Origin of the sequence: Hamadaea sp., assembly GCF_013362815.1 — a bacterium.
Lineage (GTDB): Bacteria > Actinomycetota > Actinomycetes > Mycobacteriales > Micromonosporaceae > Hamadaea.
Genome location: NZ_JABFVK010000038.1, coordinates 1 through 13,405 on the forward strand (window position 1 = coordinate 1; position 13,405 = coordinate 13,405).

The 13,405-nt window shown below is 70.2% G+C and carries 9 protein-coding genes; 4 read left to right on the forward strand and 5 right to left on the reverse strand.

Annotated features, from left to right (window positions below; genetic code table 11):
• Positions 1 to 194: 194 nt before the first annotated feature.
• The 4 genes from HOV77_RS18995 (at position 195) to HOV77_RS19010 (ending at position 5,049) form a co-directional block, all read left to right on the forward strand.
• Positions 195 to 671, forward strand: a complete 477-nt coding sequence (locus HOV77_RS18995; protein WP_290863762.1) for a hypothetical protein — start codon at positions 195 to 197, stop codon at positions 669 to 671.
• 70 nt (positions 672 to 741) lie between these two features.
• The gene (locus tag HOV77_RS19000) at positions 742 to 3,171 is read left to right on the forward strand and encodes a Tex family protein (RefSeq protein ID WP_290863763.1); all 2,430 of its coding nucleotides are present in this window, start codon (positions 742 to 744) and stop codon (positions 3,169 to 3,171) included.
• A gap of 127 nt (positions 3,172 to 3,298) precedes the next feature.
• Positions 3,299 to 4,399, forward strand: coding sequence for a DUF5931 domain-containing protein (locus HOV77_RS19005; protein ID WP_290863764.1), 1,101 nt, complete (start codon positions 3,299 to 3,301; stop codon positions 4,397 to 4,399).
• A complete protein-coding gene (locus tag HOV77_RS19010) occupies positions 4,396 to 5,049 on the forward strand; it encodes a response regulator transcription factor (RefSeq protein ID WP_290863765.1) in 654 nt (217 codons plus the stop codon). The genes HOV77_RS19005 and HOV77_RS19010 overlap by 4 nt, the downstream gene beginning before the upstream one ends.
• Here HOV77_RS19010 and HOV77_RS19015 read toward each other — a convergent pair.
• The 5 genes from HOV77_RS19015 to argS all read right to left on the reverse strand — a co-directional run bounded on the left by HOV77_RS19015 (position 5,046) and on the right by argS (position 12,977).
• A complete protein-coding gene (locus HOV77_RS19015; protein ID WP_290863766.1) occupies positions 5,046 to 5,669 on the reverse strand; it encodes an ATP-binding cassette domain-containing protein in 624 nt (207 codons plus the stop codon). The genes HOV77_RS19010 and HOV77_RS19015 overlap by 4 nt on opposite strands.
• Positions 5,666 to 6,514: an ATP-binding cassette domain-containing protein gene (locus HOV77_RS19020; protein WP_290863767.1), complete on the reverse strand. Its 849-nt coding sequence runs from the start codon at positions 6,512 to 6,514 to the stop codon at positions 5,666 to 5,668. Before HOV77_RS19020 ends, HOV77_RS19015 begins: the two co-directional genes overlap by 4 nt.
• Positions 6,511 to 9,582 (reverse strand): FtsX-like permease family protein, encoded by a 3,072-nt coding sequence (locus tag HOV77_RS19025; protein WP_290863768.1) that lies wholly within the window; start codon positions 9,580 to 9,582, stop codon positions 6,511 to 6,513. The genes HOV77_RS19020 and HOV77_RS19025 overlap by 4 nt, the downstream gene beginning before the upstream one ends.
• A 65-nt stretch (positions 9,583 to 9,647) precedes the next feature.
• Positions 9,648 to 11,147, reverse strand: a complete 1,500-nt coding sequence (locus HOV77_RS19030) for an aldehyde dehydrogenase family protein (protein ID WP_290863769.1) — start codon at positions 11,145 to 11,147, stop codon at positions 9,648 to 9,650.
• Between the two features lie 138 nt (positions 11,148 to 11,285).
• Positions 11,286 to 12,977 carry an arginine--tRNA ligase gene (gene argS, locus HOV77_RS19035; protein WP_290863770.1) on the reverse strand — a complete coding sequence of 564 codons (1,692 nt, stop codon included), beginning with the start codon at positions 12,975 to 12,977 and terminating at the stop codon, positions 11,286 to 11,288.
• Positions 12,978 to 13,405 lie beyond the last annotated feature (428 nt).

The following is a 13,405-nucleotide window of genomic DNA, read 5'->3' on the forward strand; positions in this document are numbered from 1 at the left end:
TTCGGACTAGACACTCGAAAGGTAAGACAGGGCACGGCGTGCGCTCCCGTTCGACACGACGCCACCCACACATCCGTCACAAGAGCCACTATCGGGCGTGATCAACCGGCGTGTCGTGTCCCCGGCAGCCTGATCGTTCCCACGCGAGCCTGATCGACAACGGGAGTGTCGTACCCCGGCTTTACGTTCGTGAGGTGTACTCACCGCTCACCGACGATCGCACCCCGTCGTCCGTCGTCTCCGGCATGGTCGACGACGTGCTCGCGCTCGCCGAAACCTGGCCCACCTGGGACGGCAGCCCCCGAGTCTCCGGCGACCGCGTCTACACGCCGCACAAGGCGATCCGGCGGGTCGTCGACCACCTCGTCGATCACCTGGCCGAGCTCGAGGCGACGCTGGCCGGGGCCGAGCCGCTGCCGGATCACTGGCATGGCTCCAGCGCGACGACCAGGGCGGATCTCGCCGAGTTCACCGCCGAGGATCTCGCCGAGGCGCGTAGCCGGCTCACCCGGCTGGCCCAGATCTGGCGGCTGCGGCTCGACTCGCTGACCGACGAGGAACTCGACAAGAGCACCGGCGGCTGGTCGCCCCGCGAGCTGGCCTTCCACGTCGCCGAGTCGGCTTACTACGCCGAGGTGGTGGGCAACTTGACGCCGAGAACGCCCGCCTGACGCCGGTCGCCGCGACGGTTCAGCGTGTCCCGGCGCGGCGGCGGGCGGGCCGACCGGGCAGAATGCTCCGGTGACAACCGACGCCCAGACCACCGCGCCAGCCGTCCCGCAGCCCCGGATCGCCGCTCAGATCGCTTCCGAGCTCGGCGTACGCGAAGGGCAGGTGACCGCAGCCGTCGACCTGCTCGACGGTGGGGCCACCGTGCCGTTCATCGCCCGGTACCGGAAGGAGGTCACCGGAGCGCTCGACGACGCCCAACTGCGTACGCTCGAGGAGCGCCTGCGCTACCTGCGGGAGCTGGAGGAGCGGCGGGCGGCCATCCTGGAGTCGATCCGTTCGCAGGGCAAGCTCGACGACGCGTTGCAGGCGCAGATCCTCGCCGCCGACACCAAGGCTCGGCTGGAGGACATCTACCTGCCGTTCAAGCCGAAGCGGCGGACGAAGGCGCAGATCGCGCGGGAAGCCGGGCTGGAGCCGCTGGCCGACCAGTTGCTCGCCGATCCGACGCTCGACCCGGCGGCGACGGCGGCTGGATTTGTGAACGAAGCGGTCGTTGACGCGGCTGCCGCCCTCGACGGGGCTCGGGCCATCCTCATCGAACGGTTCTCCGAGGACGCCGACCTCATCGGTGAGCTGCGGGAGCAGGTCTGGAACCGGGGTCTGCTCGCGAGCAAGGTACGCGACGGCAAGCAGGAGGCCGGCGCCAAGTTCGCCGACTACTTCGACTTCTCCGAGCCCTTCACGAAGATGCCGTCGCACCGCGTACTGGCGATGTTCCGGGGAGAGAAGGAAGAAGTCCTCGACATCGCGGTCCAGCCCGAAGCACCCGAGGACGCGCCGGAGTTTGGTCCGACCCGGTTCGAGCAGCTCATCGCCCGCCGCGTCGGCGTCTCCGACCAGGGCCGCCCGGGCGACAAGTGGCTCTCCGACACCGTCCGGTACGCCTGGCGTACGCGGATTCTGACGCACCTGGGGATCGACGCGCGGATGCGCCTCTGGCAGCAGGCCGAGGACGAGGCGGTGCGGGTGTTCGCGGCGAACCTGCGCGACCTGCTGCTTGCCGCCCCGGCGGGGACCCGGGCGACGCTGGGTCTCGACCCCGGTTTCCGCACCGGCGTGAAGGTGGCCGTCGTGGACGCCACCGGCAAGGTCGTCGCGACGCACACGATCTACCCGCACGTTCCGCACAACAAGTGGGACGAGTCGATCGCGGTGCTGGCCCGCCTCTGCCAGGTGCACAAGGTCGAGCTGGTCGCCATCGGCAACGGCACCGCCTCCCGGGAGACCGACAAGCTGGCGGCCGACCTCATCAAGCTGTATCCGCAGCTCAACCTGACGAAGATCGTCGTCTCCGAGGCGGGCGCGTCGGTCTACTCGGCCTCGGCGTACGCCTCCTCCGAGCTGCCCGAGCTCGACGTGTCCCTGCGGGGTGCGGTGTCGATCGCGCGGCGGCTGCAGGACCCGCTCGCCGAGCTCGTCAAGATCGACCCGAAGTCCATCGGCGTCGGCCAGTACCAGCACGATCTCGCCGAAGGCAAGCTGTCCCGGTCGCTGGACGCCGTCGTCGAGGACTGCGTCAACGGCGTCGGCGTGGACGTAAACACGGCGTCCGCTCCCCTGCTGACCCGGGTCTCCGGGATCACCGAGAGCCTCGCGAAGAACATCGTCGCGTACCGGGAGGAGAACGGGCCCTTCCGCAGTCGCCGAATCCTGCAGCAGGTGCCCCGGCTCGGGCCGAAGGCGTTCGAGCAGTGCGCCGGCTTCCTGCGGATTCGTGGCGGCGACGACCCGCTCGACGCCTCCAGCGTGCACCCCGAGGCGTACCCGGTCGTGCGGCGCATCCTCGACGGCGAGGGCACCACGATCGAGACTCTCATCGGCAACTCGACCTCGCTGCGCAAGATCAAGCCCACGGCGTACGTGGACGACACGTTCGGTCTGCCGACCATCACCGACATCCTGAAGGAGCTGGAGAAGCCGGGCCGTGACCCGCGTCCGGCCTTCAAGACGGCCACCTTCGCCGACGGCGTGGAGAAGATCTCCGATCTGGTCCCCGGCATGCTGCTGGAAGGTGTGGTCACCAACGTCGCCGCCTTCGGTGCCTTCGTCGACGTCGGCGTTCACCAGGACGGGCTCGTGCACGTCTCCGCGCTGTCCAAGACGTTCGTGAAGGACCCGCGCGAGGTGGTCAAGCCCGGCGACGTCGTACGCGTCAAGGTGCTCGACGTCGACGTGCCCCGCAAGCGGATCTCGCTGACCCTTCGCCTCGACGACGTACCCGGCGACGGTGGCAGCGCGGGCGGCGGCCAGTCCCGAGACCGGGGTCCGCGGCAGCCGGGCCAGCGCCAAGGCGGCGGTCAGGGCGGCGGTCAGCAGCAACAAGGCCAGCGGCAGCAGGGCGGACGCCAACAGGGTGGGCAGCGGGGCGGTGGCCGCCAGCAGGGTGGCAGCACCGACACCGCGCTGGCGGACGCGCTACGCCGGGCTGGGCTAGCCTGACGACCCAGCCTGACGACCCAGCCGGATCACGGATACGCAGGCCAAATCGGCCGAGTTGGCCTGCGTATCCGTGATCTGCAGCGAACGGGGCCCGCCGGGCGAAAAGAGGAAGTGCGAGACTGACCCCGTGGGGTTGGAGGTGTCGCTCTGGCGGGCGGTCGCGGTCTTCCGGTTCGCCGCGCTCGCGTACGCCGTCGTCCTGCTCGCGACCAGCTATGACGAGTACGTTCGCCCGTGGCTCGGGCTGGCCGTCGTCGTCGTGATGCTGATCTGGTCGATCGTCGCTGCGATCGCGTACGCCGATCCGCAGCGACGCCGCTGGCCGCTGCTCGGTGCCGACATGCTCGTCACGCTGGGCTGCCTGTTCGCCAGTTCCTGGGTGATGAATCCGGATCGGCTGAGCCGGGGCGCGGCGACGCTGCCAATGGCCTGGGTGGCCGGGGCCGTGCTCGCCTGGGCGATCGCAGGCGGCCGCCGTTGGGGTCTGTCCGCGGCGCTGGTGGTCGGCGCGGTCGATCTGACGCTCCGCGGCCAGATCACCCCGACGACGCTCAACGGCACCGTCTTGTTGCTGCTGGCCGGGTTCAGCATCGGCTATCTCGTCCGCCTCGCCGGAGAGGCCGAACAACGGCTTCAGCGCGCGGCCGAGATGGAAGCGGCGACCCGGGAACGGGAACGGCTGGCCCGAGGTATCCACGACTCCGTCCTGCAGGTGCTCGCTTTGGTCCAGCGTCGAGGGGCCGAGATCGGCGGGGAGGCGGCCGAGCTGGGCCGGCTCGCCGGTGAGCAGGAGGAAGTGCTGCGATCTCTCGTCGGCAGCGATCCGGCGGTCGCCAAGAGCGGCACGGTCGACCTCAAGACGCTGCTGACGCCGAAGGCCTCCGCGAAGGTGACGGTGAGCAGCCCCGCGACGCCGGTCTGGTTGCCGGAGCGGACAGCCGAGGAGCTCGCGGCGGCAACCGCCAGCGCCCTCGACAACGTCCAACGACACGGCGGCCCCCAAGCGCGCGCCTGGGTGCTGCTGGAGGAAGAGGAGTCCGAGGTGATCGTGACCGTACGCGACGACGGTCCCGGCATCGTGCCCGGCCGCCTGGCCGAGGCGGCGGCCGCCGGGCGGCTCGGCGTGGCACAGTCCATCGAGGGGCGTGTACGCGATCTCGGCGGTGCCACGGTCATCACCAGTACACCGGGGGAAGGTACCGAAGTAGAGATGCGGATTCCGAGATGACGACGCGAGTCATGGTGGTCGACGACCATCCGATGTGGAGAGAGTCGGTGGCGCGGGACCTCGCCGAGGCCGGTTACGACGTGATCGCCGCGGTCGGCGACGGCGCGCAGGCCGTACGCGTCGGCACCTCCCTGCGGCCGGACGTCGTCGTCCTCGACCTCCAGCTGCCCGACCTGTCCGGCGTCGAAGTCATCACCGCGTTGTGCAAGGGCGACACCCCCGTCCGCATCCTGGTGCTCTCGGCCAGCGGCGAGCACCAGGACGTCCTCGACGCCGTCAAGGCGGGCGCGACCGGATATCTCGTGAAGTCGGCCGGACGTGACGAATTCGTCGCCGCCGTTGCGCGTACCGCCGAGGGAGACGCCGTGTTCACGCCTGGCCTCGCCGGACTCGTGCTGGGCGAGTACCGCAGGCTGGCGTCGTCGCCCTCGGGTGACGACGACGACGCGCCGCGGCTGACCGAGCGCGAGACCGAGATCCTGCGGTTCGTCGCGAAGGGCTTGTCCTACAAGCAGATCGCGGAGCGGCTGGTCTTGTCGCCGCGGACAGTGCAGAACCACGTGCAGCACACGCTGGGCAAACTCCAGCTCCACAATAGAGTGGAGCTGGTCCGCTACGCCCTGGAACGCGGCCTCGACACCGACGGCTAGAGGGCGAGCACCTCGTCGCACGCCTCGGCCGCCTGCGGGTCGTGCGTCGCGAACACGACGGCGACGCCGCGCCGGCACTCCTCCTGCAGCAGTTCGAGGACGAGCTTGCGGTTGACCGCGTCCAGTTCGCTGGTGACCTCGTCGGCGAGCAGCACCTCCGCGTGCGCGGCGAGCCCGCGGGCGATCGCGGTGCGCTGCTGCTGCCCGCCGGAAAGCTCCTCCACGAGCTGGTCGGCCTGCCCGCTCAGGCCGAGCCGGTCGAGCGCCGCCGTCGTGCGCTCCTCCGCCTCATGGCCCGGCATCCCGCGCGCGATCAGCGGCAACAGCACGTTCTCGGCCGCCGTCAGCGTCGCTTCCAGCCCGTTGCCTTGCGGGATCAGCGCCACGCCACGCTCGATCGCGTCGCGCTGCCCGCCCAGCGGCTCACCGTCCGCGGTCACCTGGCCGGCCTGCGGCCGGATCAGGCCCGCGAGGGTCCACAGCAGCGTCGTCTTGCCGGCTCCCGAGGGCCCCGTCACCGCGACGATTCTCCCCGGGTACGCCGGAAGCGTGAGCTCGCGCAGCACCGGCCGATCCTGGTCGTACGCGACGGTGACACCGTCGAGTTTGAGGAACGTCATCGGTCGTCTCCCTCGATCTCGGGCGCCGGGACGAGCAGCGCGCTGCCGTCCGGCTGGTCCACGATGCGCAGATGGGTGCCGGGCGGCATGCGGTCGAGGAGATCCTGCGGCAGGTGGATCGAGCCGTCCCGGCCGACCACCGCGAACTCCTCCCCGCGTACGCCTTGCGCCCCCACTCGGCCGTCGCGGATGGTGACGGTCCGCCCCATCCGCTCGCCGACCGCCGGATCGTGGGTGACCACGACGACGGTCGTCCCGGCGTGGTGCACCGAACGCAGGGCGTCCACGACTTCGTCCCGGGCATCGGCGTCGAGCTGGCTCGTCGGCTCGTCGACCAGCAACAATCCGGGCCGCCGGGCCAGGGCCACCCCGATCGCCAGGCGCTGCCGCTCACCTGGACGCAACTTCGGCGGCTCCGCGTTGAGCCGCTTGCGATCGGTCAGCCCGACGAGCGAGAGCACCTCGTCCGGTGACAGTAGTTCCCGGCCCACTGCGGGACGCTGAGCGAACGCGACGTTCTGCCGGGCCGTCAGGTAAGGCAGGAGGCCGCGATCGGCGTTCTGGAGGCATACGCCGACTTCGCCGGCGCGCATCCGGGCCAGATCCCGGTCGGTCGCCTTGGCCAGATCGACCGGGCCGACGTGGACCCGGCCCGCCGACGGCCGCAACAGCCCGGCCAGTACGGCGAGCAAAGTGGACTTGCCGGAGCCGGACGGGCCCAGCAGCGCCACTGATTCGCCGGCTCGGATGTCCAGGTCGACACCGGCGAGGGCGACCACCTCGTAGCCCTCCAGCCGGTAGATCGTGACCAATCCCCGGCAGCTAACACCCACCGCGTTACTCATCGGGACTCTCCTCGCAGCAGCTCCGGCCGAGCCTGACGGATGAGGCGTACCGCCACCGGCAGGGCGATCAGCAGACAGCCCAGGCAGGCGAGCGCGACGGCCGCCAGCGCGCCGGGCGCGGGTTGCCAGCGGGCCTCGCCGGTAACCCCGGTGGTCACCAGCGGTATGCCGGGCAACAGCAGTAACGCGACCGCCACGCCGGAGAGGAAGCCGAGCCCGGCCGGCCAGCCGAGCAGCGTGACGAACTCCCGGCGTACGGCTTTGCGCAGCACCGGTTCGGGCACGCCCGCGACGAGCAGCGCCGCCGAACCGTACCGGCGCTGGTCGGCCCCGACGCGTACGGCCAGCAGGACGATGCCCAACGCGAGCAGGATCGCCACCAGCGCGCCGACGCCGTAGAGCCGCAGCGCCAACGCGGGCGCGCGCCGCCCCAGCCGATCCTCGTACGCCGACAGCGTCTGGCTCGACCGCACCTGGAGGCCGTGCGCCGCGAGGCGTTCGACCAGATCCTTGGGCGCGCCCGCACCTGCCCAGACCTCGTACTGGATCGAACTGCCGTTGTCGACCGAACCGGTCAGGTCCTGCGCCTGAGCGAGGCCGTAGTCGAGGTCGACGATGATTCCATGGCCCGACGTCCCGGGCACGAGACGGTTCGTAGCCACGGCGGTGAAAGTCTGCGGCTGCGTGGCGAACGCCATGAACGGCCAGTTGTCGCCGGTGACGTCGACCGCCGGAATCGGGCCGGCGAGCAGTCCCGGCAACGCCTTCGGGGCATGCAGCCGGAGAAGCCGGACGTCGCCGTTGCCGTCGGCCTGGATCCGGGCCTTGACCTCGGCGTCGCCGCTGAGGTCGGCGTTCACGCCGATCAGCTCGGCCGGCTGCCAGACGGCGGTCCCGCCGATCGGCACCTCGCCGGAGTCGGACGAGATCCGCTTGATCGTCAGGGTGCCCGTCACCATGACCGCCCGCGCCGGTGGCCGGAGCAGTTTGAGCACCGCCAGTTCGCCCACCGGAACCTGACCGGTGTACTCGTGGGTGCCGCTTTGCAGCTTGCCGAGCACGACGGTCTCCTGATGGTCTCCGGTACGCACCTCGACCGCCACGTCGAGCGGCACCTGGCCCAGTCCGTCGGCGTCGAGGACGACCGTCAGCCGCCCGCCGACCGGAGACGCCGGGGGCTCGGCCGGGCGCAGCTGCTCGGCGATCCCCTTGAGGTCCACATCGGAGTGTCCGTACCAGCTGGCGGTCTTCGCGAGCCGGTCGCTCTGTACGCCGATGACGTTCACGATTTCACCGTCGAAGAACTCCGCCCGGCGTACGACCGCCATCGCCGAGCCGTCCGGGGCCGCCGCGTCGACTCCGTCGACCAGCTGCTGCGGCCCGGCTGCGGAGACTCGATAGACGGAGGGCGCGCCGACCGCGCCGTTGGCCGCCTCGGCTCGGGCCTGGGCGGCCACGTCCCACGCCACGGCGGAGAACCCCATGAGCGAGGCGGCCACGGCGACCACCACGACGATGCGTTGCCGCCCGGGGCGACGGGACAGGGAGGCGCTGGTCAGCATGCCGATCGGGTCCGCCCGGCGGCGCGTCGACCGGACTCGGGCCGCCGCGATCAGGCTGAGCAGACGGCCGCCCGCGACGCCCACGACGATGGCGAGCAGCGGAGCGGCGAGCACGGCCAGCCCCGACTCCCGGTCCTGCACCGTGGTCACCAACGCCGCGACGGCCAGGGCGACCGCGGCTCCTTCCAAGGCGCCCGCCCGCCACGTCGTGCGCTGCGGAACCCGGCGCAGCAGGTTGATGACCCGGGTGCGGAACACCTTACGAGAAGCGACCGCCGCCGCTGCGTACGCGGTCAGCAGAGCGGCCGCCACCGCCACGACCGGCCCCCAGTCCCAGCCGAGCGGCGTACCGGGGGCGAGCCAGAGCCCGGAGAGCACCGCCAGGACGACTCGGCTCAGCAACAGCCCGGCGGGTGCCGCGACGGTGATCAACGTAAGCACTTCGGCCAGCCCGAACTCGGCGACCCGGCCCCGGGCGTACCCGTGGAGTCGGGCGAGGGCGATCTCCGGACCGCGTTCCTCGGTCAGGGCCGCCACGAGCACCATCAGGACGACGAGGGCGAGGATCAGCAGCGGCACCGCGCCGACCGGAACGGTCTGGGAGATCGCCTCCTGGTCCCGGCGGATCTCGGTGATCACCGTCGGAAGGCCCGAGCGCACCGACATCTGCTGGGAGCTCAGATAGCTGGTCAGATTTGCCAGGTCGCCGTCGAGCCGGGCCACGCCGGCATCGTCCACCTTGCCGAAGTCGAACTCGTACAAGGCCGTACGCCGGACGACCGCGTCGGCGCGCCCCTCGACGTCGGCGGCCACCCCGGTGAAGATCGCGTCGATGCTCCAGTACCGCGCGCCGAGGTGCGGGTCGGAGACCGGCGAGTATTGAAGCAACGAACCCCAGGCCGGGTCGAGTCCGTCCTTGGGGGTGAACAGGCCGACCACAAGCGGCCGGTCGGTCGTCTGCGGCAGCGGAGCCGACCCGCCGCCGCCCTTCGCCGAGCGCCCGACGTCGGCCGACGGGCCGAGGGTGACCGGCAGCCGCTGGCCGACGGTGACCTTGTAGTGCTCGGCGGTCCGCGCGCTCACCATGACCTCGCCCGCGGCAGCCGGACAGCGTCCGGTCAGCGTCACGTGCTCGCAGACGCCCGGCTGGAAGACGAGGTGACCGGTCACGACGTCGCCGACGCCCACCTCCGCGAGCTTCAGGTTCGTCTCGGCGTACGCGGACTGCCCGGCGCGCAGCGAATTCAGGTAGGACGACATCAGGAAACCGTTGTCGATCAGCGAAATGTCCTGCTCAAGGCTGGCTCGACCGGCTGGCGGCGTCGACGGGTTCGTCGTCTGCAGCTGCACGGCGATCGATGAATTGCCCGCCACCCCCGAGCCGAGCAGGTCGCGTACCACCGACTCCTGAGCGGCCCGCAGGTAGGCCGGAACCGCGGCCGCCGCCGTCGTCGCCACCGCCGCCATGAGCAGCACGAGCAGGGATCGGCCCGCCCGATATCGCATCCCTCGCCAGAGAAGAGTCCACCTCGTCACGGGATGTGGAACGCGCGGGCCGCCCGATCAGGTTGTCACTCCAGTCTGAATTCAAGATCGGCTGGCAGCGCCGCCACCTCCATCTGGGCTTTCTGGAGGCGGCCGGAGTAGTCCCAGTTCATCGCCTGCCAGCGGGTGAACTGGTCGAGCACCCACATGCCGGACTGCCGGCTGCCGTTGCCGGACCGGCCGTTGCCGCCGAACGGAAGATGCGCCTCCGCGCCGGAGGTGGAGTTGTTGACGCTGACCATCCCGGCCGAGATCTTGCGGCGGAAGGTGAACGCCTTCGTCGGATCGGTCGTGTAGATCGAACTGGACAGGCCGTAACCGGGAGCGTTGGCCAGCTCGATCGCCTCGTCCAGCGTCCGGTACGCCGTCACGCCGACAATCGGCCCGAACGTCTCCTGCTGGAACAGCTCGTCCCCGGGGCGTACGCCCCCCACGATCACCGGGTGGTAGAACAGCCCGGTCGCGGGGTCGCCGACGAAGCCGGCGCGCGGGTTCTGCGCCGTGATCCGGCCGGTCGGCCCGGCCACCCGATGATGCGGGGCGATCCACCCCAAGTGCTTCTCGTACGCCGCCGCGAACTTCTCGTCCAGCAGCGGACCGTAGAGCACGTCTTCGGTCGGGTCGCCGATCCGAGCGCCCGCGACCGCCTCGGTGAGCCGCGCCAGGAACTCGTCGTGCACCGACTCGTGGGCGATGACTGTGCCGAGCGAGGTGCAGCGCTGACCGGCGGTGCCGAACCCGGAGAACAGCGCGCCCTCGACCGCCAGCGTCAGATCGGCGTCCTCCGTCACCACCATCGGGTTCTTGCCGCCGAGTTCGAGGCAGGGCGTCTGCAGGTAACGCCCGCACAACTCGCCGATCGCCCGGCCGACCTCGGTCGAACCGGTGAAGCCCACCTTGTCGATCAGCCCGTCCTCCAGGGCGGAACCCAGCCCGGCGAAGGTCTCGGGACCGTCGGCGTGCACGACGCTCAGTACGCCCGCCGGCAATCCGCCTCGCACGAACAGCTCGGCGAGCGCGTCCGCGCAGGCGGCCGCGTACAGGGCGGGTTTCCACACGACGGTGTTCCCGCAGAGCAGCGCCGGGACGAGATACCAGCTCGGCACGGCCACGGGGAAGTTGCCCGCCGTGATGATCATCGCCGCGCCGACCGGAGTACGGAAGGTGAACAGCTGCTTGTCCGGCATCTCCGATGGCACCGTCTGCCCGTAGAGCCGCCGTCCCTCGCCCAGGAAGAACTGACAAGTGTCGACGATCTCCTGCACCTCGCCCCGAGCCTCGGCGATCGGCTTGCCGATCTCCCGGGTCACCAGGCGGGCCAGCGCCTCCGCGTTCGCCTCGACGAGCCGCGAGATGTTGGCGATCACCTGGCCGCGTACGGGGGCGGGCACGTCGGCCCAGGCCGGCTGAGCCGCCTTCGCCCGCCGGGCGGCCGCCACGATCTCGGCCTCCCCCGCCGCAGTCACCGTCGTGACGACGTCGTCGAGCCGGGCGGGGTTGGTGGAGGTGTAAGCGTCGTTGATCACCTGCTCATCATGCCGCCCCGCGCTCCCACCGCGCTACGCCATCGCCGGAGACCGCCGGATCAGGGTTATGCATGCTTCCGGGGGCATCGGAAGCATGCATAACCCTGATCTGCACGCATCAAGGCGCCCGAAAGGGGGCTACAACGGGGTGGGCGTACGGATGCCCAGCAATGACAGCCCGAGCGTCAGCACCCGACCGGTGAGGTCGGCCAGCCCCAGCCGGCCGTCCCGGATCTCGGCAGTGGGAGCCCGCAACACCGGGCACTTCTCGTAGAACACCGAGTACGCCGTGGCCAGCCCGTGCAGGTAGCCGGCCAGCCGATGCGGCTGCAACGTCGAAGCCGCCGAGGAGACGGCGGCCGGGAAGCCCAGCAGGTGCAGCGCCAGCGCCCGTTCGACCGGCGACTCCAGCGAGAAGCCCGGCGACTTCAGCGAGAAGCCGGGTGCGAAGGAACCGCCCTTGGTCAGCAACGACTGAATCCGCGCGTACGCGTATTGCAGGTAGGCGCCGGAGTCCCCGGTCAGCGACAGCGCCCGGTCCCAGTCGAACACGTAATCCTTCACCCGATCGGACGACAGATCGGCGTACTTCACCGCCCCGATGCCCACGAAGTGGGCGACGTCTTCGGTCGGGGCCAACGCGGCAGCGCGCGCGACCGCTTCGTCCAGCAGCGTCGAGAGCTTGATCGAGTCACCGGCCCGCGTCTTCAGCATCTTGCCGTCCGCGCCGAGAATCGACCCGAACGCCACGTGTTCGACCTGCCCGGGCCGAACCCAGCCGGCGTCGGCCCCGACCGCGAAGACCATTGCGAAGTGCTGTTTCTGCGGCGTACCCACGACATAGACCGCCCGGTCGTACGCCCGGCAGCGCCGCCGCAAGGCGGCGAGATCAGTGGCGCTGTAGTTGTAGCCGCCGTCCTCCTTCCGCACGATCACCGGCATCGGCGCACCGTCGCGTCCGGTGAATCCGGCGGGAAACGCACACAACGCGCCGTCGCTCTCGGTCAGCAGTCCGAGCGCCGACAATTCACCCACCACGTCGGCCAGCTCGTCGTTGTATGCGCTCTCCCCCAAGAAATCTGCCGCACCGAGGGTCACGTCCAACGTGGAGTACACCGAGAGGAAGTATTTCTCCGACTCGTCGACGAGCAACCGCCACAGCCGCCCAGTGGTCTCGTCGCCGGATTGCAGCGCCACCACCCGCAATTGCGCCCGCCGCTTGAAGTCCGGATCGCCGTCGAACTTCCGCCGCGCCGCCTGATAGAACCCGGTCAGGTCACCGACCGACAACTCGTGCGCGGCCTCCTGCTCGCCGATGTCCAGCAGGTGCTCGATGAGCATGCCGAACGGGGTGCCCCAGTCGCCGAGATGATTGACCCGGGTCACCCGATGCCCCTCGAATTCGAGCAGCCGCACGATGGCGTCACCGATCACTGTGGACCGTAGATGCCCGACGTGCATCTCCTTCGCCACGTTCGGCCCCGAATAGTCGACCAGCACCGCTTGCGGCGACGCGACTTGCGGAACTCCGAGCCGGCTGTCGGCGTACACCTGGAGAAGGAGTGAGTGAAGCGCGGACGTCTGGACGGTGATGTTGATGAATCCCGGCCCGACCACCTCGAGCTCCGCGAGCCCGTCGAGATCCGCGCGCGCCACGACCTCCGCGGCCACCTCGCGCGGCGCTCGGCCCAGCTCGCGGGCCAGGGCCAACGCACCGTCGGCCTGATAGTCGGCGTGCTGGGACCGGCGCACCGCCGGGTCCACGGGACTACCCGCGACCTGCGCGAACGCCGACCTCAGCCGGGCGGCGAGAAGCTCTTCGACAGACATGCAAACCCCTTGAAGATACGCACAACGGACTGCCCGTCACGGGCAGCGTGCGAAAGATGCGGAAACGGTCTCGAAACTGACGAAGGTCAGCGAGCCGTGAATCGTCGTCGCGCCGGGCGCAGGGCAGCACGGAACAGGCTGCGGGCGGCCGAGTACGCGAACATGCCGCCACCCTACCTACTCAGGGGGCTACTTCCCTACCGTGAATGAACGAGAGAAATCTGCTATATCGCAGATCGCGGTATGGCGATCAAGCATGAGGAGCTTTCATACTCGGTGCAGCACCACAAACAGCGAACGCCCGGCGGTCACCGGGCGTCGCTGAGGACCTCACCATCGCGAGGAAGGGAGGACCCATCCGATGCCATCTTCCCGCATCCGCAACCAGCATGCAATGCCCTCCCTCGCGCCGGGTGACGCCGCCCGAC